Here is a 25,246-nt window from a genome sequence, read left to right as displayed (position 1 = left end):
GTTTAAAAGTAGTTTACTATCATTATTCAACCTATAAAATTAAAAATGGAAAAGTTTCAGAGGTATTACCTTAGCTTTTTGTTACTTATCGTTTACACCAATACTATTGCACAGGTCAACTGTAATGCAGTAGAGGGTGAGAACTGTAAAAAGGCGTGTGAGTTATACAACTGGGCTTCAGATTTACAAGGTCTAGCAGAATCTCAGGAAGCTTTCGATAAAGACATTGAATTGTGTCCCGATTTTTCCTATGCTTATATGGAAAAAGCAGTTCCATATCTTAAAAACGGGGACTTCATAACCTGGAAGATTCTAATAGATAAAGCAGTTGCTTTAGACCCTAAAATGCACCTTGGTTACAGAGGCTGGACAAAGTTTCAGTTTTTGAGAGACTATAAAGGGGCAATTCAGGATTTAGAAGGGTTAAAAAAATATGAGCCCGGAGATTTAGGAAGATCTCAGAACGGAGACTATAACCTGGACGTAGTAAGAGCTTTGTCCTACAGTGCTTTAGGACAGAAAGAAAAAGCAGCAGGGATTATAGAAAGGCTTCTGGCTACCAGAGGTTATGTGAAGGGAATGTTCGATCATTATCAGCTGGGAGTTACCTATTTCGAGCTGGGAAGATACGACAGAGCCCTGGAAAATTTTGAAAAACAAAGCAAAGAGTACGACTTTGCTGAGAATATATACTTTAAAAGTAAAGTTTCTAAGATCAGAAACAAAGATTATTTGGATTTAAAAATGTTAGCCTTACAAACGTATGATGAAGGGAAGACCATGAAAGATGTCTACACTCATCACTTTAACAAAGTCTACAGACAACAGATTGAAGAGCTGTAGAAGATTAACATTCAGTCAATAATCAAAAATTTACTTATGAGCAACGAGCTACAAAACATAAAAAACCGTTTCGGAATTATCGGAAACTTTCCTGCACTTAACCGTGCCCTCGAAAAATCTATCCAGGTTGCACCTACAGATATCTCTGTACTTGTGATTGGAGAAAGTGGGGTAGGGAAAGAATTTATTCCGAAAATCATTCATTCAGAATCCAGAAGAAAACATCAGCCTTATATCGTTGTAAACTGTGGAGCCATTCCGGAAGGAACCATAGATTCAGAATTATTCGGACACGAAAAAGGAGCTTTTACAGGAGCTACAGCTACAAGAAAAGGATATTTTGAAGTAGCAGACGGCGGAACCATCTTTTTGGATGAGGTAGGAGAACTTCCTCTACAAACTCAGGTTCGTCTTTTAAGAGTGCTGGAAAGTGGTGAATTTATGAAAGTAGGTTCTTCACAAGTGCAGAAAACCAATGTGAGAATTGTCGCAGCTACCAACGTTAATATGATGAAAGCTATCCACGATGGAAGATTCCGTGAGGATTTGTATTATCGTTTGAATACTGTTCAGATTGATATGCCACCTTTGAGAGAAAGAAAAGGAGACATTCATTTGCTGTTCAGGAAATTTGCAATTGACTTTGCAGAAAAATACAGAATGCCGGAACTGGAGCTGGAGCAGAGTGCTGTTCATTATATAGAAAGTTATTCTTTCCCGGGAAATGTCCGCCAGCTACGAAATTTAGTAGAGCAGATGACCGTTGTGGAAAGAAACAGAAATATCACTGCTGAGAAGCTTGCCGAGTATATTCCTATGGAAACCCATCTTCCAATGGTGGTCAATACGCAAAGCACTCCAAAACAAAATGATTTCGGAAGTGAAAGAGAGATCATGTATAAAATTCTGTTCGATATGAGGAATGATATTAATGATTTAAAATCCTTAACTTCGGAACTGATCAAGAACAGAGGAACAGCAGATCTGAGCAACCATGAGAAAAACCTGATCAACAGGATTTATACCCCTGAAAGTCAGCCGCAGGTGAATTCCGGATCTTTGTTATATTTTGATAATAATAACGATACTCCGGCAGTTCAGACTCCAACAATTATTTCTAGTCCTGATGATAGTTATGAAGATATTGAAGATATCGAAATTGAGGAAAACAGACCAGAATCTCTTTCTCTTCAGAACAATGAAAAAGATTTGATTATCAAGGCCTTGGAGAAGCATAAAGGACGTAGGAACAGAGCTGCAGATGAGTTGGGAATCTCCCAAAGAACTTTATACAGAAAAATAAAACAATATAACCTGGAAGATTAGCAAAACATAAATAATGAAAGTCAATTTAACACCCAAGCCGATCAATTTTAAACTCGGAGAATATATAAACAAAGGTTTCGAACTTTTAAAGAAAGATTTCGGGAATATTTTTATAGCATTTTTAGTATGCTTTATCATGTCTATTATTCCATTCTGTGGATTATTAGCAATGGGTAATTTATACAAATACCTTCAGAGGCTGAACAGAAACCAGCCGGCAAGTCCCGGAGATATTTTTGATTTCAAAGATTTCATGCCTTATTTTATGTTGCAGTTAATTGTTTTTGGTGGTGTTTTATTGCTTTATATCCCGTTATTTGCTGTGCTGGGTATATCAGGAGCAATTTCCGGAAGGGATGAGCCCAATCCGATGGTAGGACTTTTTATGTTTCCTTATATATTTTTAATAATAGCAGCTATATATTACTTTGTTCTAAAAGGCTTTTATATTATTCCGTTAATCAGTCTTAAAGGAATCAAAGAAGTAAAAGAAGCCTGGAATATTTCTAAAATTATGAGCAAGGGAAATCTATTGTCAATTTTTCTTTTCTCATTGGTAGTAAGTATTTTGTCCCAGATTGGTATTGTTGCTTGCGGGATAGGAATTTTTCTTACCTTACCATTCTTATACACAGCAAATTATTTTGCTTATGAAGATGCTATTCAACAAATTGAGTATGATGAAATTATTGAAATTGGATCTAAAAATGAACTTTAAAATTAACAATATCAGCTTGAAACAATCACTGTTAACGGGAGTGCTTTTTGCATTGCTTGGAGTTTTAAATTCATGCTACAGCTTTACAGGATCGTCTCTTACAGATGAGAAAACAGTTCAGATTAATGAATTTCCCAATAATGCTCCTCTTGTAAACCCTGCATTATCACAACAGTTTTCTACAGCGATTCAAAACAGATTCCTTCAGAGAACCACTTTGAAAGGAACAAAAGAAAATCCGGATATCCTGATTGAAGGAGAAATTACAGACTATTCCATTACCCCTACCACCATCAGCTCCAATACCCAGACCAACCCTTCTGGAGGAGTGATTCAGCAGGCACAGAATAAACTTACGATTACAGTAAAGGTACATTATGAAAATAAAATTCATCCGGATGCAAGTTTTGACAGAACATATTCTGATGAAGCCGCTTTCAACAGTGATGTATCCCTAAGTCAGATCGAAGACCAGCAGGTAAAGCTGGTAACAGATAGAATTATTAATAAAATATTTAACGACATTGTAGCGAATTGGTAAGATGAATCCGAGAGTTTTAGAATTAATAAAAAATCCGAAAAATATTCAGTTAGAAGACCTTGGTCTTTTGAAAGAAGAGATTCACACTTTTCCTTATATTCAGAATATCAGGGCGCTTCATCTGTATGGAGTGCATCTGTATGAAAAAGAAAACTATCAGAAGGAACTTTCTGTAACGGCTGCATATACTACTGATAAAAAGATTTTATATCAGCTGATCAACGGAAAGATCAGACAGGAGGTGAAACCCGAAATTGTGGAAGAAAAGAAACCTTCTAAAACAATTGAAAAACCTGCCCAATTTACTCCAAAGATCCAATCCTTCCCCATCAGAAGAGAAGAAGAAGTTTCTTTGGAAAAACCTTTGGAAGAGGAGAAAAGTACTTGTGTCTTACCAACCGCACAGGAAGTTAAACACATTTATGTAAACGGTGAACGAAACAGAATTTTATTTGAAGGAGAAGAAAACTTCCTGGATGAGCAAAATTCTGAAACCATAGATATTGAATCTACCCTTGAATCTGGAACTCTGGTAACCCAGAAGACTGAGTCTACAGTTGAAGAACCGGTTCAGGAGAAAGTAGAATCCGGACAAGTTGAAACTAAGGAGAATGATGGAGAGGCGCTTACAGCAGAAACTATCATTCGCGAAGATCAGATTTCTTCAGAAAAAGAGGAAGACAATATTGAAGAAGAAGGAAATACCAGTTTTCATGAAGTAGCACCTTTATTATCAGAAATAAATAGTGAGGCAGCAGCAGAAGAAGAGCCTGTAAAAGAGGAATCCGGCCATAAAACTGAATTGGTTTCTGAGGAAGAATCTGCTTACCAGGAAAAAATACAAGCTGAAGCAGAAGCCGGAGAAGACTTTACACCGGAAACCATTATCGACGAAGATCCGATTTCTGGTGTAAAAGAAGAAAATGGTAATGAAGGATTGCCTTCAGTGGAAATATCTGATGCGGAAGTAAGTTTCCATGGAACAGATTCATTTATGCCAGACGTTAAAATCCAGGCTAACAGCGAAGAAATAATGGAGACTGTTGAAATTTCCCAACCGAACATCAATAAACATGAGGAGGAAATGAGACGCCTGATTGAAGAGGTTGAGAAAAAAATGAAGGAAACTAAACTTGCTCAGCAAGAGGAAGAAGTAGAGCCTGAAACAGTTGAGGATCATGAAATTAGCTTCGCTGATACTCAAAACTTTCATTTCTGGTCAACCAGTGACAATAAGCCTGAAGAAATAAAAGAAGAACCTGTACAGGAAGGAGTTATTGAAAATCAATTACCTGTAGAAGAGACTAATTCTGAGTTGGCTGAAGAAAAGATAGAAGAAACCTCTGAAGTACAGTCTGCATGGAAACCGATGAGTGTGGAATCCAATATGCCAGATTCTTTAATCAGTAAACCTGAACAAGCATCAGCTCCCGAAATACAATCTCTGGTAGTGGAAGCAGCTCCTGTTACTGAGTCTGAAGGTATTACTGAAGAGACACAATCTACAGAAGCTGTTAAGGAAGAAGTTTTGCCAGTAGTGGAGACTTCAGAAACTGAAGATGATAATGCTGCCCCAAGTGAATCAACTGAAGAAGAAAAAACGGTAACAGAAACTTTAAAAGAAGATGTTCCCGTAATGAATGTTTCATTCTTTGGAACCGATATTTCTACCCTTAAGGTTGAAGAAAAGAAAGAAGAACCTGTAGTAGAAAAAGTACAGGAGGTTACTATGAAAAATACTACTCCATCATCAATAGACAGCAATGTTCCAGGTTTTATCAATACGTGGCAGAGCTGGCTTAAGATTGGCAGAACAGAAGAAATTGTAAAGGAAAAGTCAGAAATTAAAGAAAAGGCTATTGAAACCTTTATTGAAAACAATCCTAGAATCAGTCAGTTAAAAGAAGAAAGTACCTATGTTGTAAAAGAAAAGAATGACGATATCTCACATTTGATGACAGAGACATTGGCGAATCTTTATTTTGAACAGAAACTCTATACAAAGGCCATAAAAGCATTTGAAATATTGATCAAAAAGAGTCCTGAGAAGAAAGACTATTTTGAATCCAAGATTAAAGATATTAAAGACTTCAGAAGTAAAAATTAAAATGAAAAGGTACTGTTCTCATCAGTACCTTTTTCATTTTATAACTTCTGAGAATTGCTTTTAGTGCTTTTTAATTTTTTCCAGGCCTTCCGCCCAAATATAATAACAACAATTAATGTGATTAGAGCAAATATGGCCGCTATTACCGGAGCTGCCATTGCGAGAACAGACATGATACCTGCACCAGCTGTCTCTGTTGTTCCTACCATAGAGTTTCCTAAACCTCCGGTAGTCGCAGTAGAAGCAGCCCTTATTCCTGCAAATCCAGAGCTGATGGTAGCTGCTGTACCTCCACCGGCAATTAATGCCAAAGCCCATTGTGGGAAAGTTCCAAGATCAGCAAACTGACTCGCAAATAATATGGAACCAGCTACTGTTGCCATGGGAATAGAAACAGTATCCAGTAAATGGTCAACAAAAGGGATGTAATAAGCCAATATTTCAATGATAGTGGCTATTCCTGTTGTAATAAGTGTAGGAAGACCAGCAAGCCATTCAAAATGCTCATTCATGGGAATCCAGTTGAAATAGGAGGCAAGGCTTACAATAAACATAGGAAGAAATACCCGGAAGCCTGTAGCAGCTGCCAATCCAATCCCAATAAATGCACTGATGATATAAGAAAAATAGGGAACGTTATCTAACATATTAATTTTCAGATTTATTGTTTTCTCTAAAAATACAAAAACTATATGATATTTGGAGTATTGCTAATGTCTGAGTTTGGGGTCGAGTGATACGTGATACGAGTCTCGAGCTTTGCAATTCGTGGTTTATTGTAGCGTAAAAATATTTTATACATACTTATCTGAAAATTTGTGTGATCTGTGGGAAATAAAAAAATCTGCAAGAAAATGTCTCACAGATCTTTTTATTTTAAAGAAAAAATTATTTTTTCTGCGCTTCACAGAGTTTGATAAACTGTGCTTCCACATCCTGAAATTTAGGAGGCATCTCAGAAGAAACCCAAAACAGCATTGCCATAGTTTTTTCTCCAAAGGCTTGCCTGAAAAGATCTTTATTCAGACGATAGCATTCTCTCAGTAACCTTTTGATACGATTCCTGTGTACTGCTCTTTTAAAATATCTCTTAGAAACAGAAACTCCAAATCTTGCAGTTTCTACAGAAAGGTTGGGCTTATCCTTTAGAATAATAATTCTAAGGTTTCCGCTTGTTCTCCATTTACCTTTCTCAAAAAGCAAACTGATCTCTGTGTTTTTTTTGAGCTTTTCCGCTCTGGGATATTTGGAATTTGTCATTTACGAAATGTAAATATATTTTTTTATTTTTCTCCCGCATATTTCACAGATTAAGACATGAAAATCGTTTTAAAAATCTGTGAAATACATGAGAAAATATTTTAATCCTGATTTAATAAATGATTAATCACTTCTGAAGCGGTATACAACCCGAAAATGGCAGGCATATAACTTATTGTTCCGTAAAAAGATCTTTTATAATTGGTCCCGTCAGTCATTTTCAGACTTTCCTCATCCTGGATGTCATTGGCAAAAACACAACGGACTCCTTTGTCAATTTTTACTTTTTTCAGCCTTTTTCTTACCTGTCTTGCGAGGTGGCAGTGTTCAGTTTTGCTGATATCCCTTACCATTACCTTGCTTGGATCAGTTTTTCCACCGGCACCCATTGAACTTACAATTTTTATTCTTCTTCTTTTGGCAGCGATAATCAGACAAAGTTTTGGCGTTACACTGTCAATACAGTCTAAAACATAATCAAATTTTGCAGAATCCAGAACTTCATCCATTCTTTCAGGATTTAGAAACTCATTGATTTTGGTTAAATTAAGATCGGGATTAATATCTAAAAGTCTTTCAGCTACCACTTCTACTTTATGCTTTCCAATGGTGGAATGTAAAGCCGGCAGCTGTCTGTTGATATTGGTAATGTCTACGGTATCACCATCTACAATCGTCATATTGCCAACTCCGGCTCTTGCAAGAAATTCAGCTGCAAAAGAACCTACGCCGCCTAAGCCAACAACCAAAACAGTAGCTTTGTTCAATTTTTCCAAGCCTTCTTCTTTTACCAGAAGCTCCGTTCTTTCCAACCAGTACTTATCCATTTTTTATTGAGTGTAAATTTTCTAAAATTTGTTCATTGAGCTGTTCCAAAGAAATACCTTTTATTTCCGAAACTTTATCATACAATTCTTCGATGCTAAAATCTTCATTGTCAGTTTCTAAAAAGAGTTTGTCTAATGGAGTGTTTTTCAAAATATCCTGCAAAGATAAATTATACAAAACAGCTTTTCCAAAACTCAGGTAAAAATTATTGGCAAGAAGGTCTTCGGCAATTTGATGTTTTTTATTAAAACCATGAATGATCATGGGCTGTTCGGCTTTCTTTTTAAAAGAAATGACCTCATAAAATTTTCTTACACAATGAATAATCATGGGCTTTTTGACTTCATTAGCGACCATGATCTGTCTTAAAAAAACGTCTTCCTGAATTTTCTGATCTATAGAAACTAAAGAATCTAAACCACATTCACCAATGGCAAAACAATTTTGAAACATCATACTTTTCATCCATGAAAACTGCTGTTCGAGATTGTTAACATCAATATCTTGGGGATGAATTCCAATAGAATAAGGGAAATCAGGCGGGATTTGTTCAATGTTCATATTGTAAATTCCGTTTCTTATATATTTCTTATGATGATGAAAATCAAAAAAATCCATATTCAAAAGTAAGTATTTTCAGAATTAATTTAAAATTATTAAACGATCGTTTATAAATGTGTTAAAAATTTCTTAACTTTACTCAAAGTACACTTCATGAAAAAAAAATTTACAGAAAAACAGATTCACATATTGGATATTGCAGAAGAGCTCATCGCCAAGAAAGGATATGAGGGAACTTCTGTAAGAGATATTTGTTCCAAAGCAAATATCAACGTCGCCATGATCTCTTATTACTTCGGTTCTAAAGAGAAAATGATGTCCTATCTCTATCAGTACAGAGTACTGAAAACAAGAGAGAATTTTTCAGAATTTGCAGATACGATCAAGGATGGTAAGCCTGAAATGCAATTACGGGAAATGATTAAATATATTGTTTCTCAGCTTTTCAAGTATAATTATTTTCATGGTTTCGTGACCCAGGAGCTTCGTCATACAGAGAATCTGAAAGATGAACTGCTGGATTTCTATCAGCTATTTGTGAAAAAACTGGATGAAGTCATTAAAAAAGGTGTCGCATCAGGAGTTTTTACTTTTACACCCAAACCTGAAGACATTCTTACCATGATCATCGGATCCACTTTATTTGTCATCAGGAATAAAAATTTCTATGAGCTCTATGTTCCGAGCAAAAATGAGGAAACCTATGCAAAAGAAGCAGAGAAAAAGGTGAGAATGAATCTTTTATTAAGTGTTTTTGCGATTTTGGGATACGCTGCAGACTAAAATTACGTTAAATATTCATAAAAAAAAATCTATTGGCAAAAAAGTTATATTTTTGCAAATTAGTAAATCGGCTGTATAATCCGAAAACTGTTGAATTTTATATATGAAAAAATATATTTTAGGTCTTTTTGCTGTAGCGGTGATTACATCTTGTGTAAGTCAGCAGGAGAGAGCAATGAGAAGTGCTGATAAAGAATTTATCTTAAAGGCAGCTAATGAAAATTTTGCCAAGAAAAAATGGAAAAATGCATTGGCTCTTTACGACAGACTTGCCAATCTTGTGGCGGGAACAGATGATTTTCCTAACGTAGGTTTCAATACAGCTTATGCCAATTATTACGACAAAAGTTATAAGCTGGCAGGACACCAGTTTAAGAATTTTGCAGTAAGTTTTCCAAAAGACCCGCGAGCAGAAGAAGCAGCCTATATGTCTGCATTATGCTACTATGAAGGTTCTATGGATTACAACCTGGATCAGTCGAGTACAGAATTGGCCATTAATGAACTTCAGGAATTCCTGAACAATTATCCCAACTCTGAAAGATCTAAGAATATCAGCCAATTAATTGATGAATTGTCTTATAAGCTGGAATTTAAAGCTTATGAAAATGCAAGACAATACTACAAAATGGGTGAGTATAAAGCAGCCAATGTAGCATTTGAAAATGTTTTGGAAGATTTTCCAAGTACAAAACTTCGTTCAAAGATTTATGACTATATCATGAAGTCACGTTATGAATTGGCGATGAAGTCTGTATATGGTCTCAAAGATGAACGTATTGAAAGTGCTCTTACTTATACAAAGCTGGTAGAGAAAGAACTTCCCAACACAGAATATTCTAAAACAGCAGTAGATCTTAGAGAAAAACTGGAAAAAGAAAAACAGAACTTCGTAGTTGTTAAAAAACAAACTGAGGCCAGAATTGCGGCTTTAACAGCAAAACAGAAAAAAGAAGCTGAAAAACTGGCAGATAAAGATAAAACAGAACAGCAAATCAAGGATCAAATCAGCAATGAAAAGAAAGCAATGCAGTTACAGAGGGACAGTGCAGCACTTAAGACACCTCCTCCTGCAGCGACTTTCAAAATTCAAAGATAATTCGTAAATTTGCCATCTTAAAATAAAAATAATTTTCTCAAAATGAGTGTAAAAGATACAAAAGCAGAAGTAAATACTATTACTTACGACAAAGATAAGATTGAAGATAAAGTAGGTTCAATCTATGAAGCTATTGTTATCATGGGAAAGAGAGCAGAGCAGATCAATGCGGAGATCCGTACGGAACTTCACAACAAATTGGATGAATTTGCCGTTCACAATTCTACATTAGAAGAGGTTTTCGAAAACAGAGAGCAAATTGAGATCTCTAAACATTACGAAAAGCTTCCAAAGCCAACTTCAATTGCTATTGAAGAATGGTTAAACGATGATGTTTATTTCAGAAAAACAGAAGAAAGAAAATAATCTTCTGTATTTTAATAAATCAAGGTCATAAAGGAATTTACTTCTTTTATGACCTTTGTTGTTTTAAAGCCTCATTGTGTGGGAAAAAATAAGTACTTTAGTATTCCAAAAAATTAGAACTAAATGAGTGTTTCCGGTAAAAAGATACTTATCGCTGTCTCTGGAGGAATTGCGGGTTACAAAATTCACTTTCTGATCAGAGATTTTGTGAAGAAAGGTGCCGAAGTACAGGTTATTATGACTCCTGATGCAGAAAACTTTGTAACAAAACTAAGCCTGTCTACATTATCCAAAAAACCCGTGTATTCGGATTTTTATAGTGATAACGGAACATGGAACAGTCATGTGGAAATGGCTCTTTGGGCGGATGTTATGATCGTTACTCCATGTACGGCCAATACACTGTCAAAAATGGTTCACGGAATGTGTGATAATCTTGTTATTGCCACCTATATGTCTGCAAAATGTCCTGTATTCATAGCTCCTGCAATGGACCTTGATATGTATGCACACCCTTCTACAAAAAAAAATCTGGAGCTGGCAGAAAGCTTTGGACATATTATCATTCCTGCGGAAAACGGAGAGCTGGCCAGTGGGCTGATCGGGCAGGGAAGAATGGCAGAACCGGCAACTATCTTTAATACGGTAGAACATTATTTAAGTTCGGATATCCAATCCCGAAGCCTTGAAGGAAAAACGGTTTTAATTACTGCAGGACCTACCTATGAAGCAATAGATCCGGTAAGATTTATCGGGAATCATTCATCAGGAAAAATGGGATTCTCTCTCGCAGAAGAAGCTTCAAAAAGAGGAGCTAAAGTAATTCTGATTTCAGGACCGAGTTTTCAAATCATCAATGATCCGAATATTGAACTTTATAAAGTGACTTCAGCCAAAGAAATGCTGGCTAAAGTATTTGAATTTTATGAAAGTGTTGATATTGGAATTGCCAGTGCAGCCGTGGCAGACTATGCTCCAAAAGAAGTGGCGAAGGAAAAAATCAAAAAGAATGATGAAAACCTCACGATAGAATTGGTTAAGAATCCCGATATCCTTAAAACAATGGGGGAAAAGAAAACCCATCAGTTTTTGGTAGGATTTGCATTGGAAACGCAAAATGAAGAAGAAAATGCCAAAGGAAAACTGGAAAAGAAAAATCTGGATATGATCGTTCTCAATTCCTTGCGCGATGAAGGAGCCGGTTTTAAAAATGATACCAACAAAATCAAGATATTTACTAAAACAGAAAAGAAGGAATTCAATCTGAAATCCAAGGATGAAGTAGCAAAAGATATTCTCAATTTTGTTGAGGCTCAACTTTTAAAATAATTTTAATAAATTTCCGTTCTCAATTTTTAATAGACAATGAAAAAAATTATAAGTTTATTTTTTCTGTTATTTCTATATACCCAAAGTTTTTCTCAGGAGCTGTTGGCAACAGTGCAAGTAAACTCCCAACAGCTGGGTGGAAGTAACCAGCAGGCATACAAAGCGTTGGAGAAAAGTCTCCGGGACTTTATCAATAATACCAGCTGGACAGGTAAAAGACTTCAGAATTTTGAAAAAATAAAATGTGCTTTTTCTATTGTTATTGCAGAAAGAGATGTTAACAAATTCAAAGGATCTATTGTGATTCAGGCAGTAAGACCTGTGTACAATACAACTTATGAATCTCCTTTAATTAATCTTCAGGATCAGAGATTTGCTTTTGAATATGTTGAAAATGAGAGTCTTATTTTTAATGAAAGACAATTTTCCGGGAAGAATCTTACCGATGTGATCAGTTTCTATATTTATGTTATTTTAGGTCTTGATTCGGATAGTTTCCAGTCTATGGGAGGATCACAATGGTACGCAAAAGCACAGCAGATTGCACAGAATTCCCAAAACAGAAACTATGAGGGCTGGAATACCATCAACGAGCCGAGAAGCCGTTCTATTTTGATTAACGAAATTATGAACCCCAACTGGAATCAGTTACGTTCTACCATTTATACTTACCACAGAGCTGGATTAGATAATCTTTTCAACCAGGATCAGACTGCCGGGAAAAAAGTCATTTTTGATGCCCTGATGCAACTAAAAATGTACGAAAATAATTTCCAGCAGGCGTTTTTCTTTAACCAGTTCATGGATACCAAAAGCGATGAAATTTTCAATATTTTCAATTCCGGAAATAATGGAGGATTGATTCTTAATGATCTTAAACAGACAATGATCATCCTTTCACCAAAGAATATAGAGAATAAGTGGAATAAATGGAAAGTCTAGGATTTGTGAGCAGGTTTAAAAACAGTTAGCATTATGGATGAGTGAACAGTCAAAAAACGATTTCTTAACTCATTAAAAAAACTTATTTTTACAGTTCAAACTCAAATTGGATTATAACCCGGATTATCAATGCTTTCGAGAATTTACATTAAAAACTTTGCCCTGATTGATACCCTTGAAGTATCATTGAAAAATGGTTTACAGGTTATTACCGGTGAAACGGGGGCGGGGAAATCTATTATTCTAGGTGCTCTTCGACTTATTTTAGGTGAAAGAGCAGATGTAAAATCAATCGCCAAAGCTGAAGAGAAAAGTGTGGTGGAAACCGAGTTTTCTCTCAATAATCAGTTTAAGAAATTCTTTATAGAGAATGATCTGGACTACGAACTTCAGACTATTATCCGAAGAGAAATACTTCCCTCAGGGAAATCCCGTGCATTTATCAACGATGTGCCGGTAACGTTAGATATTCTTAGAGAGTTTTCCTCACAACTGATTGATATCCATTCTCAATTTGAAACATCCAATCTTTTTACCTCAGAATATCAGTTTAAAATTATCGACGGGCTTTCTGAGAATAAAAAAATCATTGAAGAGTATCAACAGGAGTTTTCTGAATTTCAAACGCTGAAGTTGTTATTGAAAAAACTGAAAACCCAACTTTCGGAATTCAATAAAGAAAGCGATTATAAAGAATTTTTACTCAACGAATTGGAAGAGCTCAAGCTTGACGATGTTGATTATGAGGATATTCAAAACCAGCTTTCTATCCAGGAAAATGCAGGAATGATCTCTGAAAATGTAGGCCAGATTCTGTCAAGGTTTCATCAGGAGGAAATAGGGATTCTGTCATTCTTTAATGAAGCGACCAGTAAACTTTCAAAAATTTCCGAAATTTCTACCAGTTTTGCTGAACTTGATTCAAGATTGGAAACCTCTTTTGTAGAACTTAAAGACATTATCTCTGAGTTGGAGCATGAAGCGGAAAGAGTTGAAATCAATCCTGAAAACCTGATATATCTTACCGATCTTAACAATAAAATCAATGCGTTATTTCTTAAACATAATGTTTCAGAGCTTAATGAACTGATTGAGATCAGAAATCAGCTGGCTGGAGATCAGAAAGGAGCCTCAGATTTAGAATTACAGATTGAAGAAACTGAAGAAACGATCTCTCAAAAAGAAAAAACACTTCTGAGCCTTGCTTCAAAACTTTCAAAGAACAGACATAAGAATGTTCCTGTTTTCATCAAAAAAGCAGAAAGTCTTCTCAAGAAATTAGGACTGGAAAAAGCAAAGGTGGATATAGAATTGCAGGATGCTGACGAATTTAATCAGTTTGGAAAGGAAAGTATTCAATTATTGTTTCAGGCCAACTCCGGCTTCCCTTTAAAACCAATTCAAACGGCTATTTCCGGAGGAGAAAGATCAAGAGTAATGCTTGCTGTAAAGAAAATTATTGCAGAAAGTGATGAGTTGCCAACCCTTATTCTGGACGAAATTGACACTGGTGTTTCAGGAAAAGTAGCTGAAGAAATCGGTAACCTGATGAGAGAAATGTCTGAAGACATGCAATTGATTGTTATTTCCCACCTTGCACAGGTTGCTGCTAAAGGAAACGATAATTATAAAGTAGTAAAACAAGATATTTCCGGCAGAACACAATCTACTATTATTCCATTAAGCAGTGAAGAAAAACTGAACGAAATTGCCCAGTTACTTTCTGGAAGTAAAATTACGGAAGCAGCTTTAGCACAGGCAAAAGAGCTTATAGGATAATTAAATAAATCCACTTTTTTCTTAAAAATTTGTAACATATTTTACATTATATTTACTAATGTATAAAAACTAAAATATGTTTCTAAAGTTCCTTAGGCTTGAAATCAAAAGCTTTTTTCGTGGTACATCTTTAGGGATCAATCTGACCATGAAAATTCTCCGTTTAATAGGAATTCTTTACTTTATCGGATGTCTTGTGGGTGGAGCATTTATTGCCTTTTTCTACATTCAGGAGGAAATGCACCAGGATCCTTTAAAGGTAGTTTCAAAATTCATGATCATTGCCTGGATTATTGATCTTATTCTTAAATATCTCTGGCAGGAAATCCCTACACAGAATATTAAGCCGTTTCTTACCATGAATATCAGGAAGAATACATTGGTCAATTATATGCTGGCTAAGACGTTTCTTTCAGCATTCAGTTGGCTGAGTTCCTTATTCTTTATTACATTTTCACTGATTGCATTATTCAATGGATACAGCATTCCAGGAGTCTTATTATGGCTTATAGGGGCGGTTTCATTACTTTACATGAATAATTTTATCAATATCTTTTTCAATGGGAAAGAAACGCTGGCAGTCATCATAGGAGTATGTTTTCTGGGTATAGGAGCGCTGGGGTATTATAATATTGTTCCGGTTTTGTCCTATTCTGAGTTGGTTTTCTTCAGCTTGTATGAAAAACCTTACTTTGCACTGATTCCTGTTCTATTGTTTGTTATACTTTGGTGGGTATGTTTCCGCTACCTTCGCAATGAATTTTACCTTGATCAGGGGCTTGAAGCCAAGAAAACAGTCGGGAAAACAGAAAATATTGCCTTCCTGAATAAATATGGTGTTATCGGAGTATTTATCAATAATGATATCAGAATGCTGAGGCGCAATAAAGTAACCAAAGGAATTTTGTTTGGAAGCTTTATGTTCTTGTTCTATGGATTGCTGATGTTTAGTTCTTCACTCTATAAAACTCCGGCAATGATGATGGTTATGGGACTTTTTGTAACAGGTGGTTTTCAGTTTCTGTTCGGGCAGCGCGTACCCGCTTTTGACAGTTCCTATTTTCCATTGATGATGACTCTGAATGTTCCTTACAAAGAATATCTGAAAGCAAAATGGTGGCTGATGAATATTATAACAGCTGCTTCTGTAGTCATTGCTCTCTGTTATGCGTACTTTGGCTGGGAGATCTATGCTACATTCTTCGCGGCAGGATTATATAATATAGGTGTTAACTCTCAATTTACGCTGTGGTCCGGAGCTTTCAATAAAAATCAGATCGACCTGAATTCAAAAGAGAAAAGAATGGGGCAAAAAGGAAGTTTCAGTTTAGTGACAATGCTTCTGCTGATTCCTAAAATGCTTCTCCCAATGGGAGTATTTGCCCTGACAAAATATCTATGGGGAATTACTGGCGGAGTGATAAGTATTGCAATTATAGGAATTATCGGCTTTTTTCTGAGAGAGAAAATCTTCGATATCATTGTAAAACAATATAAAAGAGAGAAATACAGCACTTTGGATGCATTTAAAAATATAAATTAAGCCATGATCAATATACATAATCTATCAAAAACATACGGAAAAGCAACGGTTCTTAATATCGAAAATCTTGAAATTCCTAAAGGGGAAACATTTGGTCTTGTAGGAAATAACGGAGCAGGAAAAACAACTCTTTTCAGCCTGATGCTGGATCTGATTCAGGCTACGACAGGATTTGTAAGCATTGATGGTATTAAAGTCAATGAATCCGAAGCCTGGAAAAATAAAGTATCAGCATTTGTAGATGATACGTTTCTCATTGGATATCTTACTCCGGAGGAATATTTTTATTTTCTCGGGGAGCTGAGAGGTCAGAATAAAGCATCTGTAGATGAATTCCTGAAACCCTTTCATGATTTTTTCAATGGTGAAATCCTGAAATCCGGGAAATATGTCCGTGATCTTTCAAAGGGAAATCAGAAAAAAGTGGGAATCGTAGGAGCAATTATCGGGAATCCTGAAATAATTATTCTTGATGAGCCTTTTGCTAACCTTGATCCGTCTACCCAGATTAAGCTTAAAAACCTGATCAAGGAATTATCAAAACAGGATGGCGTTACTTTCCTTATTTCCAGCCATGATCTTTCCCATACCACAGAAGTCTGCAACAGAATTGTAGTGGTGAACAAAGGTCTTTTGGTAAAAGATATTCAGACTAATCCGGAAACATTGAAAGATCTGGAACAATATTTTGCAGATCAGGTTTCAGTTTCGGATATTTAATACCACAAAAATAGAGGTATGAATACAATAGAATCACAGAATGTAACAGATTATCCCAACAGCAATACTATTTTCATGGTCTGGAAACTTAATGACAGCCCTGAGCTGAAAGAAGTTTTTCAGGAACTATGTGCTTTGGTTTTAAATCTTAATAATTCAGTGTTTAACCGTTTCCCGGACAGCAGAGCAAGCTGTGTCATGGGAATTGGTGCAGATGCATGGAGAAAACTGGAACTTCAGACACCAATGCCCAAAGAATTAGTCAATTTTGAAGAAATAAAAGGAACGAAACATACCGCAGTTTCTACTCCCGGAGATCTTCATTTTCATCTGAGAGCAGACAATAAAAGCCTTATTTTTGATATGGCTGTCGAAATTTCCAGGTTATTGAGCTCAGTGGGCGAAAGTATTCTGGAGGTTCATGGATTCAAATACTGGGATGCACGTTCCATTCTTGGTTTTGTAGACGGAACGGAAAATCCGCATGGAGACGACCGTGATTATTTTGGAAAAATAGGAGATGAAGACCTTCAGTATAAAGGAGGAAGCTATCTTTTTGTTCAAAAATATCTTCATAACATGGATGCCTGGAAAGGCTTATCCACGGAAGAGCAGGAAAAAGTGATCGGAAGATCAAAAGAGAATGATATTGAAATGTCTGATGATGTAAAACCATCAAATTCACACATTGCCTTAGCTAATATCGAGGGCGAAAACGGTGAAGAATTGAAAATCGTAAGAGATAATATGCCTTTTGGGAATCCTTCTACCAATGAGTTTGGAACTTACTTTATTGCCTATTCAAGTACATTCTCCACCACAAAGAAAATGTTGACGAATATGTTTATAGGTGATCCTCCGGGAAATTATGACAGAATTTTAGATTTCAGCACGGCAGTTACAGGAACGCTTTTCTTTGTTCCTACCAGAAATTTGCTTGATGAATTCACAGGATAAAATGAAAGGCTGTCCCATTCAAGGCAGCCTTTTTAACTTTTTTTAGTTGTTTCATGGTACTGTTTTAATTGAGCTTAGAATTAAGCTGGACCACCAGTATCACACATACCAACAGGAGTCAGACAAAATGCAGAAGAGTTGCAAGGATCTACATCGGGTTTTGTACAGCATGCATAATAGCCGTTTGCTTCTATTAAGTAAAGGTTACCAAGGCATGTAAAGCCCGCGCCTAATACTACTTTTAAATTTTCTCTATCTAATTTTTTTAGATTTTTCATGGATTTAGTTTTAAATTAATTATATCTCTAATATAGGAAAAAAATAAATACAGAGTACTTTTAATTAAAATATTGCCATTCAGTTTTTTATTTAAAGGTTTTTCTTTTGTTTCTCGAAATAAAAAAAGGAGGGAATTTGTAACTCTGGACAAAAAAAATCAACTTATTGTAGTAAATAATAAAATATTTTTTTTCAAGTTGTAACCTTTTTTTGTTTTGATTGTCTTTAGTATAGAAACAGCATAAGCATGAAACTTTTGTTCGGAAATAAAAAGAATGATTTGTTAAACCTCCTGAAGAAACAGGATCCGGCTGCACAGAAGATTTTCTATGAACAGAATGTAAAGAGATTCCTGAGTGTAAGCAAAAGCTATGTGAGCGATTTGTATCAGGCCGAAGATTGTCTCATTAAAGCATTCTGTAAAATTTTTAAGCACATTGAAAGCTTCAGAGGAGAGTCGAATCTGGAAAGCTGGGCAAGAAGAATTGTTGTAAATGAATGCCTGAATTTTATCAAAAGTCATAAAACTATTTTCTATCTGGACGAGATTAATCAATCTTTTCATGAAGATATCCATGAAGCAGAGATTGATTGTGATTTTAATGCACAAGAGCTTTTGGATCAGCTTCCCGATGCCTACAGAATGGTTTTTAACCTGTATGTGCTGGAAGAATATTCTCACCAGGAAATTGCTGATACTTTGCAGATTTCAGTTGCTGTCAGCAAAACACAGCTGTTCAGAGCAAAAGAAAAATTAAGAAAGATCTACTTTCAACAACAAAAAAAAGTGAAAAATGAAAACGTCTAAAGATACTATTGAATTTCAGATCAAAAAACAGATTGAGGAGAGAGAAATCACTCCATCACGCAATCTGTGGTCCGAAATTGAGCTTCAGAATAACAATAGCCACCGTTCCAAATCAAAAATGAACTGGTTTTTAGTAGCGGCATGTTTGATTTTGACATTCAGCTTGGGAAGCGTTCTTTTTTTTCTTAATCAACCTTCCGAAACTCAGCAGGAAATTGTGAAACAAACCGGAAAAAATACTACAGAAGAAATTGTAAAAGATCCGGTTCAGAATCATGTTCCGCTGGCAGTTGAAAATAATGATAAAAAGGAGGTGAAAAAAACTCTTTCTCAGGATAAGGAAGAAGCTATTTCTCCTATGGCAATGGACCAGAATAAGCTTATTCCTAAAGAAAATCTTCCTTTGAAGAAACTGGATATCAATCAGATTTCTAATCCTAAACTCATGGCAAAAGCCGATTCTATAAAAACTCCGGTTAAAAAGAAAAAATATGTAGACCCATCCACACTTCTTTTCTCAGTAGAGCATAAAGATGTTATCGAAAAAACAAAGGATGGAAGTAATGTGGCTACTATTGATTTGAATGCCAGATAACATATCCGTAAAAATTTAAAAATTAATAATATGATCAAGAAATTAATCGTAATGGGATTGCTGTGCTCTTTTTCAGCATCATTCTATGCACAAAAGACATTCAATATTAACCTGTCTTCTAAAAAAGATACAGAGGTAAGCCCTGTTGTAAAAGAAAAAGTAGAAGAATATGCTGCAAAGATCAATACCATCATTCAGGAAGAAAAAAAGCTGATGGAAGAAGAATTGGTCGTTTTGCAGGCAAGAAATCTTGATAAAGCGGATTTCGACAGAGAAAAAGCTCAGATTGCAGACCGTTATTCTGAGAAAATGGATAAAAGAATTGAGGAACTTGGCTTTGATCTGGATGACGTTATTCAAAAGCAGGTAAGATATTCCCTTCTGAATACCGATGTTACCTCTAAAGAAGAGCTTAAAGAAAAATTATTGAAAAAATTCCGTCCCAGCAGAAGCTTTACAGGATATTTCTCTTATGGAATCATGACACTTACAAACAGTGCTCAGGATAATGTCCTGGATAAAAACATAGGATATGCCAATAACCTGGAGTTTGGTCTGAAACTGAACTATCAGCTTAGCAGAACAAGCCCGTGGGCGGTAATTTCCGGGTTAGGATTTTCCTGGAGAACAGTAAGAGCAGATAATAATATGCTGTTTACAAGAAGTGCAGATCAGGGAGTCGCTTTGGTGCAATACAACGGAAACCTTGATAAAAGCAAATTGAGAACCGGATATATCATGGTTCCCCTTGGGATGCAGTATAATTTCTCAAAACTTAAAAATGCCGGAATGGATATCCAGTACAGAAGTTATTATACGGGTTTTAAAATTGGAGCCAATGTTTATGGAGGGGTAAAAATGTCTACCAACAATATTGTAAAAGGAAATGACGGTGAAACCAGAGACCGCGGAAACTATCAGGTGAATCCTTTTGTATATGGAGCACAGATTACATTTTCGTACAACAGTTTCAGCGTGTTTGTTAAAAAAGATTTCAGTAACTTCTTTAAAGACAGTTATTTCAAAAATGATAAAGCATTGATATTTGGCTTGGCCATTGGATTAGATTAAATATATTTTGACAGTAAAATGAAAAACTCCGGGAACAGTTCCCGGAGTTTTTACATTGTATCAGTTATAGAATCATTATTTTAAACTTCCTACCATATCTTCAGGTTTTACCCACTCGTCAAACTGTTCAGCAGTTAGCAAACCAAGATTAATGGCTTCTTCTTTCAACGTTGTTCCGTTTTTATGGGCCGTCTTAGCAATTTTAGCAGCATTTTCATATCCGATATGAGTATTTAAAGCCGTAACAAGCATTAAAGATTTGTCTACCAGTTCTTTAATTCTCTCATGATTCGGCTCAATACCTACCGCACAATGATCGTTGAATGAAATACATGCATCGGCAATCAGTTGGGCAGACTGTAGGAAATTGTAGGCCATTACCGGTTTGAAAACATTCAGCTCATAATTCCCCTGAGTTCCTGCAAATGAAATTGTAGTGTCATTTCCTAAGACCTGTGCGCAAACCATCGTCATTGCTTCATTCTGGGTAGGATTTACTTTCCCGGGCATAATAGATGATCCCGGTTCATTTTCAGGAATATGAATTTCCCCGATTCCGGAACGTGGTCCTGATGCCAGTAATCTTACATCCTGAGCAATTTTATATAAAGAAACTGCCAGTTGCTTTAAAGCTCCGTGAGATTCTACAATCGCATCATGAGCAGCAAGGGCCTCAAATTTATTTTCAGCAGTAAAAAAAGGGTGTTTTGTAAACTGAGCAATATATTCTGCTACTTTTACATCATAGCCTTTAGGCGTATTCAATCCTGTTCCTACAGCAGTTCCTCCCAATGCCAGTTCAGAAAGATGAGGTAGGGTATTTTTTAAAGCTCTCAATCCGAATTCCAATTGAGCCACATATCCTGAAAATTCCTGTCCAAGAGTAAGCGGAGTGGCATCCATCAGGTGGGTTCTACCAATTTTTACCACATCTTTAAAGGCTTTTGATTTCTCAGACAACGTATTTTTTAGTTTCTCAACAGCCGGAATGGTTACTTCCACCACTTTGGTATACGCAGCAATGTGCATAGCAGTGGGATAGGTATCATTCGAAGACTGGGATTTATTCACATCATCATTCGGGTGGATTTCAGATTTTTCACCCAATGTTCCGCCATTATTGACGTGTGCTCTGTTTGAAATTACTTCATTGACATTCATGTTCGACTGGGTTCCGGAACCCGTCTGCCAGATCACCAGAGGAAACTGGTCATTCAATTTTCCCTCCAGAATTTCATCACATACTTTCGCGATCATATCTCTTTTTTCCACAGGAAGTACTCCCAGATCAGTATTGGCATAAGCGGCAGCCTTCTTCAGATAAGCAAAAGCTTCAATGATTTCATGCGGCATTGAACCCTCAGGTCCTATTTTGAAATTATTTCTGGAACGTTCCGTCTGTGCACCCCAAAGTTTATCTGCAGGTACCTGCACTTCTCCCATGGTGTCTTTTTCTATTCTGTAATTCATAGTGTTGAAATTTGTATGATCTTTTATTTTTTACGCCAAAAAAATTGTTGGTAGTATCATGTTTAATGAAATAAATAATATTTTGGCTTTGTTTATTTAGCTTCTATAAAGGTACTTATAAACTCAGAAACCTCCAATTTATAATCATTATAAATATCAATTTAAATGACTGATTTTACTCATATTTTTTTAAAGGAGGCGTATTTTTGTAGAAACAAAAATTGAATGGATTTTAGATATCAGGATCCGTATCCTATTCAGAAAGATGATACGGTGTACAAAAAACTTACATCAGACTATGTAAAGGTTGAAAAACTGGGTGATAGAGAAATTTTAACAGTAGATCCTAAAGGATTGGAACTGTTAGCTGAAGAAGCGATGGCAGATGTTTCTTTCATGCTTCGTTCTTCACACTTAGAAAGCCTTAGAAGAATCATTGATGATCCTGAAGCTACAGATAATGACAGATTCGTTGCTTATAACCTTTTACAAAACGCTGCAGTAGCTGTGGAGGGAGCTCTTCCTTCGTGCCAGGATACAGGAACGGCTATCGTAATGGGGAAAAAAGGAGAAAATGTGTACACGGGAGTAGATGATGGTGAATATCTAAGTAAGGGAATCTTCAATACCTATCAGAAAAGAAACTTAAGATATTCTCAGGTCGTTCCTTTAACGATGTTTGATGAGAAGAATTCCGGGTCTAACCTTCCTGCACAGATTGATATCTATGCTAAAAAAGGAGATTATTACGAATTCCTGTTCCTAACAAAAGGAGGGGGTTCTGCCAACAAAACATTCTTATATCAAAAGACGAAATCCTTATTGAACGAAAAATCTCTTGAAGAATTCATTAAAGAAAAGATTTCGGATCTTGGAACGGCTGCCTGCCCGCCTTACCACTTAGCATTGGTAATCGGAGGAACTTCAGCAGAAGCCAACCTTGCAGCAGTGAAAAAAGCATCTGCAAAATATTACGACAATCTTCCGACAGAAGGAAATGAGGCCGGACAGGCATTCAGAGACCTTGAATGGGAAGCTAAAGTTCAGAAAATCTGTCAGGAAAGTGCCATCGGAGCTCAGTTTGGAGGAAAATACCTTACACATGACGTAAGAGTAATCAGACTTCCGAGACACGCGGCATCTTGTCCTGTTGGAATGGGAGTTTCTTGTTCCGCAGACAGAAATATCAAAGGAAAAATTACAAAAGAAGGGATCTTCCTGGAGCAATTAGAGCAGAATCCGAAAAGATTCTTACCTGATACGCCTCCACATTTGGAAGAAGCTGTTGAGATTAACCTTAACAAACCAATGCCGGAAATTCTTGCCGAGCTTTCCAAATACCCGATCAAAACCCGATTAAAACTGAACGGTACTCTTATTGTAGCAAGAGATATCGCTCACGCAAAAATCAAAGAAATTATTGACAGCGGAAAACCAATGCCTGAATATTTCAAAAACCACCCAATCTATTACGCGGGACCAGCGAAAACTCCGGAAGGAATGGCTTCAGGAAGTTTCGGACCTACCACTGCCGGAAGAATGGACGTTTATGTAGATGAGTTCCAGAGCCACGGTGGAAGCATGATCATGCTGGCAAAAGGAAATAGAAGTAAAGATGTTACCAATGCATGTCATAAATACGGAGGTTTCTATCTTGGATCTATCGGAGGACCGGCTGCTATCCTTGCAAAAGATAATATTGTGTCTGTAGATGTAGTAGACTTCCCGGAATTAGGAATGGAAGCAGTAAGAAAAATTGAGGTAAAAGACTTCCCGGCATTCATCATTTCCGATGATAAAGGCAATGATTTCTTCGCAAATCTGGCTCACTAATTAGTTTAAAATTAAAATAAATAACAAAATAGAACGCTGATCTTTTGTGTAAAAGGGAAAAAAGTTCTATTTTTGCCTAAAATCTTTAAGAGAATGATAACGATATTATCAGCATTTTGGCCGTTCTACCAGTTCCTTTGGACTATATTCTTCATTACTATGTTCTTAGTAGGATTCTGGTGTATTTTTATGTTCTTCGGATTAGTAATCCCAATGTGGCTAACTGAAGGTTTGAAAGAGTATTTCGGAAAAGTAAAGCCTTTCGACCCTGAAGATATCAGAAGAAAGCTTATTACTGAGCAGGAAGGTGTAGAAGTTATCTATAACGAGCCGAAAGGAAACGGACCTTTCCTTCACGATCACGGACATCATCATTAATTGATTGTCATTGCTTTTTCACCTGAATTCTGAAAAAGTAATATCAAAGCAAAACAACATATATAGACCGCTTAAGCAATTAAGCGGTTTTTCTATTTATTAGTCCTCAGACTTTCAGGAGATACCCCAAATTTCTTTTTGAAAGCACGGGTAAAGTTCTGGAGGTACTCATAGCCGCATTCAATAGCAATCTCTTTAATCATAATCTCTTTATTTGTGATCAGTTTCCTGGCTTTCAACATTCTGAGCTCCGAAATATAATGAGCAATCGTTGTATGATATCGGGCTTTGAATTCTTTCCTGATGACATTTTGATTCATTCCTATATATTTTCCAATCTCTTCTGCTTTTATATTTCTATGATAATTTTCATCAATGAATTTCCTAATCATTTCAGGAGTTTTTGGAGTATCCTCGAGAATATTTTTCTCATTAAATTGCTCAAAGATCAGGATAAGAAGTTTAATAATCTTTGCTTCTATGAATAACTTCTGCATAATTCCCCGTTTGCTATAACCAAGAATTTCTTTAACAATCATATGCATCTCAACCGTCATATCCGGCGGCGTTTCTTTATGAATGAATATAAAATTATTATGAATCATGTTTTCCAGAATCTCAGCATTCTCACGATTTAGTTTTGGATTGATGAGGTTAAAGATATATTGGTAATTAATCTGAATGTGAAGATACCTCAGAATTTCCTGATTTTCTGTCCATAATTCAGCAACACCTTCTTTGGAAGAATAATGAAGTATATATTGATTTTTCCTGAATAAAAACTGAGTGTCGCAATCATGACCTTCTAAATTAATGCCGTCACTTAACATGAAAATCAAATTAAAACTTGACTTTCCCTCCAGCATATAAGATTTGAAGGATTGATCAGAACAAAGGTCTTCCTGCATGATGATTTTGATGTCCTCGGATATGAACAAATGTTCACTTTTTGATTGACTCCTCATACAACACATTTTTACAGCCATGGTACAACTTCTTAAGATAAAAGTCCTTCGCAGGATAACCAAAAGTTCGAAAATGATAACTCGGGGTTGATAATGTGAGGTACTTTTGCGCAAAATTAAATTAAATTTAGAATAATTAAAAATA

At 36.0% G+C, this 25,246-nt stretch carries 26 protein-coding genes; 19 read left to right on the top strand and 7 right to left on the bottom strand.

Annotation, left to right across the window (positions count from 1 at the left end):
* Window positions 1–45 precede the first annotated feature (45 nt).
* The 5 genes from A1704_RS21650 to A1704_RS21630 are packed head-to-tail and all read left to right on the top strand — an operon-like array spanning window position 46 to window position 5,535.
* Window positions 46–843: a tetratricopeptide repeat protein gene (locus A1704_RS21650; RefSeq protein ID WP_062676079.1), complete on the top strand. Its 798-nt coding sequence runs from the start codon at window positions 46–48 to the stop codon at window positions 841–843.
* Window positions 844–879: 36 nt separating this feature from the next.
* Window positions 880–2,169 carry a sigma-54 interaction domain-containing protein gene (locus A1704_RS21645; protein WP_062676078.1) on the top strand — a complete coding sequence of 430 codons (1,290 nt, stop codon included), beginning with the start codon at window positions 880–882 and terminating at the stop codon, window positions 2,167–2,169.
* A 13-nt stretch (window positions 2,170–2,182) separates the two neighbouring features.
* Window positions 2,183–2,887: a hypothetical protein gene (locus A1704_RS21640; RefSeq protein WP_062676077.1), complete on the top strand. Its 705-nt coding sequence runs from the start codon at window positions 2,183–2,185 to the stop codon at window positions 2,885–2,887.
* Entirely contained in the window at window positions 2,877–3,428 is a 552-nt protein-coding gene (locus A1704_RS21635) for an LptE family protein (protein WP_062676125.1), read from the top strand. Before A1704_RS21640 ends, A1704_RS21635 begins: the two co-directional genes overlap by 11 nt.
* Before the next feature lies 1 nt (window position 3,429).
* Window positions 3,430–5,535 carry a hypothetical protein gene (locus A1704_RS21630; RefSeq protein ID WP_062676076.1) on the top strand — a complete coding sequence of 702 codons (2,106 nt, stop codon included), beginning with the start codon at window positions 3,430–3,432 and terminating at the stop codon, window positions 5,533–5,535.
* A gap of 38 nt (window positions 5,536–5,573) precedes the next feature.
* Here A1704_RS21630 and A1704_RS21625 read toward each other — a convergent pair whose 3' ends face one another.
* The 4 genes from A1704_RS21625 to A1704_RS21610 form a co-directional block, all read right to left on the bottom strand.
* Window positions 5,574–6,182: a DUF4126 domain-containing protein gene (locus A1704_RS21625; RefSeq protein WP_062676075.1), complete on the bottom strand. Its 609-nt coding sequence runs from the start codon at window positions 6,180–6,182 to the stop codon at window positions 5,574–5,576.
* Between the two features lie 241 nt (window positions 6,183–6,423).
* On the bottom strand, window positions 6,424–6,795 hold the full coding sequence (gene rnpA, locus A1704_RS21620) for a ribonuclease P protein component (RefSeq protein WP_062676074.1): 372 nt from the start codon (window positions 6,793–6,795) through the stop codon (window positions 6,424–6,426).
* Between the two features lie 101 nt (window positions 6,796–6,896).
* On the bottom strand, window positions 6,897–7,622 hold the full coding sequence (locus A1704_RS21615; protein WP_062676073.1) for a tRNA threonylcarbamoyladenosine dehydratase: 726 nt from the start codon (window positions 7,620–7,622) through the stop codon (window positions 6,897–6,899).
* Window positions 7,615–8,184, bottom strand: a complete 570-nt coding sequence (locus A1704_RS21610) for a TatD family hydrolase (protein WP_238590668.1) — start codon at window positions 8,182–8,184, stop codon at window positions 7,615–7,617. The genes A1704_RS21615 and A1704_RS21610 overlap by 8 nt, the downstream gene beginning before the upstream one ends.
* A gap of 153 nt (window positions 8,185–8,337) precedes the next feature.
* Between A1704_RS21610 and A1704_RS21605 the strand changes: the two genes are divergently transcribed.
* The 9 genes from A1704_RS21605 to A1704_RS21565 all read left to right on the top strand — a co-directional run bounded on the left by A1704_RS21605 (window position 8,338) and on the right by A1704_RS21565 (window position 17,702).
* Window positions 8,338–8,967 (top strand): TetR/AcrR family transcriptional regulator, encoded by a 630-nt coding sequence (locus A1704_RS21605; protein ID WP_047428771.1) that lies wholly within the window; start codon window positions 8,338–8,340, stop codon window positions 8,965–8,967.
* 103 nt (window positions 8,968–9,070) lie between these two features.
* A complete protein-coding gene (locus A1704_RS21600) occupies window positions 9,071–10,066 on the top strand; it encodes an outer membrane protein assembly factor BamD (RefSeq protein ID WP_062676071.1) in 996 nt (331 codons plus the stop codon).
* Window positions 10,067–10,108: 42 nt separating this feature from the next.
* Window positions 10,109–10,432, top strand: coding sequence for a DNA-directed RNA polymerase subunit omega (locus A1704_RS21595; protein ID WP_002983982.1), 324 nt, complete (start codon window positions 10,109–10,111; stop codon window positions 10,430–10,432).
* A 123-nt stretch (window positions 10,433–10,555) separates the two neighbouring features.
* On the top strand, window positions 10,556–11,761 hold the full coding sequence (coaBC, locus tag A1704_RS21590) for a bifunctional phosphopantothenoylcysteine decarboxylase/phosphopantothenate--cysteine ligase CoaBC (RefSeq protein WP_062676070.1): 1,206 nt from the start codon (window positions 10,556–10,558) through the stop codon (window positions 11,759–11,761).
* A gap of 36 nt (window positions 11,762–11,797) precedes the next feature.
* On the top strand, window positions 11,798–12,703 hold the full coding sequence (gene porD, locus A1704_RS21585; RefSeq protein WP_062676069.1) for a type IX secretion system protein PorD: 906 nt from the start codon (window positions 11,798–11,800) through the stop codon (window positions 12,701–12,703).
* Between the two features lie 129 nt (window positions 12,704–12,832).
* Entirely contained in the window at window positions 12,833–14,482 is a 1,650-nt protein-coding gene (locus A1704_RS21580; RefSeq protein ID WP_062676068.1) for a DNA repair protein RecN, read from the top strand.
* 76 nt (window positions 14,483–14,558) lie between these two features.
* Window positions 14,559–16,025 (top strand): DUF5687 family protein, encoded by a 1,467-nt coding sequence (locus A1704_RS21575; protein WP_062676067.1) that lies wholly within the window; start codon window positions 14,559–14,561, stop codon window positions 16,023–16,025.
* 3 nt (window positions 16,026–16,028) lie between these two features.
* The gene (locus A1704_RS21570) at window positions 16,029–16,745 is read left to right on the top strand and encodes an ABC transporter ATP-binding protein (protein WP_062676066.1); all 717 of its coding nucleotides are present in this window, start codon (window positions 16,029–16,031) and stop codon (window positions 16,743–16,745) included.
* A gap of 18 nt (window positions 16,746–16,763) precedes the next feature.
* Complete coding sequence (locus A1704_RS21565; RefSeq protein ID WP_062676065.1) at window positions 16,764–17,702, top strand: Dyp-type peroxidase; 939 nt, start codon at window positions 16,764–16,766, stop codon at window positions 17,700–17,702.
* Between the two features lie 80 nt (window positions 17,703–17,782).
* On the opposite strand, the gene A1704_RS21560 is transcribed toward A1704_RS21565, so the two are convergent.
* Window positions 17,783–17,980, bottom strand: a complete 198-nt coding sequence (locus A1704_RS21560; protein ID WP_062676064.1) for a bacteriocin-like protein — start codon at window positions 17,978–17,980, stop codon at window positions 17,783–17,785.
* A 248-nt stretch (window positions 17,981–18,228) separates the two neighbouring features.
* Here A1704_RS21560 and A1704_RS21555 point away from each other — a divergent pair, with 248 nt between their 5' ends.
* Genes A1704_RS21555 through A1704_RS21545 form a run of 3 tightly spaced genes read left to right on the top strand, consistent with a single transcriptional unit; the run spans window position 18,229 to window position 20,455 of the window.
* Window positions 18,229–18,789, top strand: a complete 561-nt coding sequence (locus A1704_RS21555; protein WP_062676063.1) for an RNA polymerase sigma factor — start codon at window positions 18,229–18,231, stop codon at window positions 18,787–18,789.
* Window positions 18,776–19,384: a hypothetical protein gene (locus tag A1704_RS21550; protein ID WP_062676062.1), complete on the top strand. Its 609-nt coding sequence runs from the start codon at window positions 18,776–18,778 to the stop codon at window positions 19,382–19,384. The genes A1704_RS21555 and A1704_RS21550 overlap by 14 nt, the downstream gene beginning before the upstream one ends.
* A 30-nt stretch (window positions 19,385–19,414) precedes the next feature.
* Window positions 19,415–20,455 (top strand): outer membrane beta-barrel protein, encoded by a 1,041-nt coding sequence (locus A1704_RS21545; RefSeq protein WP_062676061.1) that lies wholly within the window; start codon window positions 19,415–19,417, stop codon window positions 20,453–20,455.
* Window positions 20,456–20,530: 75 nt separating this feature from the next.
* Here A1704_RS21545 and fumC read toward each other — a convergent pair whose 3' ends face one another.
* Window positions 20,531–21,925, bottom strand: coding sequence for a class II fumarate hydratase (fumC, locus tag A1704_RS21540; RefSeq protein ID WP_062676060.1), 1,395 nt, complete (start codon window positions 21,923–21,925; stop codon window positions 20,531–20,533).
* A 225-nt stretch (window positions 21,926–22,150) separates the two neighbouring features.
* On the opposite strand from fumC, the gene A1704_RS21535 reads away from it, so the two are divergent.
* Both A1704_RS21535 and A1704_RS21530 read left to right on the top strand, forming a co-directional pair.
* The gene (locus tag A1704_RS21535; protein ID WP_062676059.1) at window positions 22,151–23,758 is read left to right on the top strand and encodes a fumarate hydratase; all 1,608 of its coding nucleotides are present in this window, start codon (window positions 22,151–22,153) and stop codon (window positions 23,756–23,758) included.
* Between the two features lie 93 nt (window positions 23,759–23,851).
* Entirely contained in the window at window positions 23,852–24,136 is a 285-nt protein-coding gene (locus A1704_RS21530) for a hypothetical protein (RefSeq protein ID WP_171006268.1), read from the top strand.
* A 92-nt stretch (window positions 24,137–24,228) separates the two neighbouring features.
* Here A1704_RS21530 and A1704_RS21525 read toward each other — a convergent pair whose 3' ends face one another.
* Window positions 24,229–25,101, bottom strand: coding sequence for a helix-turn-helix domain-containing protein (locus A1704_RS21525; protein ID WP_157885792.1), 873 nt, complete (start codon window positions 25,099–25,101; stop codon window positions 24,229–24,231).
* Window positions 25,102–25,246: the final 145 nt, after the last annotated feature.

This window comes from Chryseobacterium cucumeris (genome assembly GCF_001593385.1).
Taxonomy (GTDB): Bacteria; Bacteroidota; Bacteroidia; order Flavobacteriales; family Weeksellaceae; genus Chryseobacterium; species Chryseobacterium cucumeris.
This window is presented reverse-complemented; position numbering and strand designations above follow the sequence as displayed.

What these genes read in the sequence shown, in the direction of transcription:
- A1704_RS21650 (WP_062676079.1), top strand. Translation starts at nt 46, where the DNA reads ATGGAAAAGTTTCAGAGGTATTACCTTAGCTTTTTGTTACTTATCGTT.
- A1704_RS21645 (WP_062676078.1), top strand. Translation starts at nt 880, where the DNA reads ATGAGCAACGAGCTACAAAACATAAAAAACCGTTTCGGAATTATCGGA.
- A1704_RS21640 (WP_062676077.1), top strand. Translation starts at nt 2,183, where the DNA reads ATGAAAGTCAATTTAACACCCAAGCCGATCAATTTTAAACTCGGAGAA.
- A1704_RS21635 (WP_062676125.1), top strand. Translation starts at nt 2,877, where the DNA reads ATGAACTTTAAAATTAACAATATCAGCTTGAAACAATCACTGTTAACG.
- A1704_RS21630 (WP_062676076.1), top strand. Translation starts at nt 3,430, where the DNA reads ATGAATCCGAGAGTTTTAGAATTAATAAAAAATCCGAAAAATATTCAG.
- A1704_RS21625 (WP_062676075.1), bottom strand. Translation starts at nt 6,182, where the DNA reads ATGTTAGATAACGTTCCCTATTTTTCTTATATCATCAGTGCATTTATT.
- rnpA (WP_062676074.1), bottom strand. Translation starts at nt 6,795, where the DNA reads ATGACAAATTCCAAATATCCCAGAGCGGAAAAGCTCAAAAAAAACACA.
- A1704_RS21615 (WP_062676073.1), bottom strand. Translation starts at nt 7,622, where the DNA reads ATGGATAAGTACTGGTTGGAAAGAACGGAGCTTCTGGTAAAAGAAGAA.
- A1704_RS21610 (WP_238590668.1), bottom strand. Translation starts at nt 8,184, where the DNA reads ATGAACATTGAACAAATCCCGCCTGATTTCCCTTATTCTATTGGAATT.
- A1704_RS21605 (WP_047428771.1), top strand. Translation starts at nt 8,338, where the DNA reads ATGAAAAAAAAATTTACAGAAAAACAGATTCACATATTGGATATTGCA.
- A1704_RS21600 (WP_062676071.1), top strand. Translation starts at nt 9,071, where the DNA reads ATGAAAAAATATATTTTAGGTCTTTTTGCTGTAGCGGTGATTACATCT.
- A1704_RS21595 (WP_002983982.1), top strand. Translation starts at nt 10,109, where the DNA reads ATGAGTGTAAAAGATACAAAAGCAGAAGTAAATACTATTACTTACGAC.
- coaBC (WP_062676070.1), top strand. Translation starts at nt 10,556, where the DNA reads ATGAGTGTTTCCGGTAAAAAGATACTTATCGCTGTCTCTGGAGGAATT.
- porD (WP_062676069.1), top strand. Translation starts at nt 11,798, where the DNA reads ATGAAAAAAATTATAAGTTTATTTTTTCTGTTATTTCTATATACCCAA.
- A1704_RS21580 (WP_062676068.1), top strand. Translation starts at nt 12,833, where the DNA reads ATGCTTTCGAGAATTTACATTAAAAACTTTGCCCTGATTGATACCCTT.
- A1704_RS21575 (WP_062676067.1), top strand. Translation starts at nt 14,559, where the DNA reads ATGTTTCTAAAGTTCCTTAGGCTTGAAATCAAAAGCTTTTTTCGTGGT.
- A1704_RS21570 (WP_062676066.1), top strand. Translation starts at nt 16,029, where the DNA reads ATGATCAATATACATAATCTATCAAAAACATACGGAAAAGCAACGGTT.
- A1704_RS21565 (WP_062676065.1), top strand. Translation starts at nt 16,764, where the DNA reads ATGAATACAATAGAATCACAGAATGTAACAGATTATCCCAACAGCAAT.
- A1704_RS21560 (WP_062676064.1), bottom strand. Translation starts at nt 17,980, where the DNA reads ATGAAAAATCTAAAAAAATTAGATAGAGAAAATTTAAAAGTAGTATTA.
- A1704_RS21555 (WP_062676063.1), top strand. Translation starts at nt 18,229, where the DNA reads ATGAAACTTTTGTTCGGAAATAAAAAGAATGATTTGTTAAACCTCCTG.
- A1704_RS21550 (WP_062676062.1), top strand. Translation starts at nt 18,776, where the DNA reads ATGAAAACGTCTAAAGATACTATTGAATTTCAGATCAAAAAACAGATT.
- A1704_RS21545 (WP_062676061.1), top strand. Translation starts at nt 19,415, where the DNA reads ATGATCAAGAAATTAATCGTAATGGGATTGCTGTGCTCTTTTTCAGCA.
- fumC (WP_062676060.1), bottom strand. Translation starts at nt 21,925, where the DNA reads ATGAATTACAGAATAGAAAAAGACACCATGGGAGAAGTGCAGGTACCT.
- A1704_RS21535 (WP_062676059.1), top strand. Translation starts at nt 22,151, where the DNA reads ATGGATTTTAGATATCAGGATCCGTATCCTATTCAGAAAGATGATACG.
- A1704_RS21530 (WP_171006268.1), top strand. Translation starts at nt 23,852, where the DNA reads ATGATAACGATATTATCAGCATTTTGGCCGTTCTACCAGTTCCTTTGG.
- A1704_RS21525 (WP_157885792.1), bottom strand. Translation starts at nt 25,101, where the DNA reads ATGAGGAGTCAATCAAAAAGTGAACATTTGTTCATATCCGAGGACATC.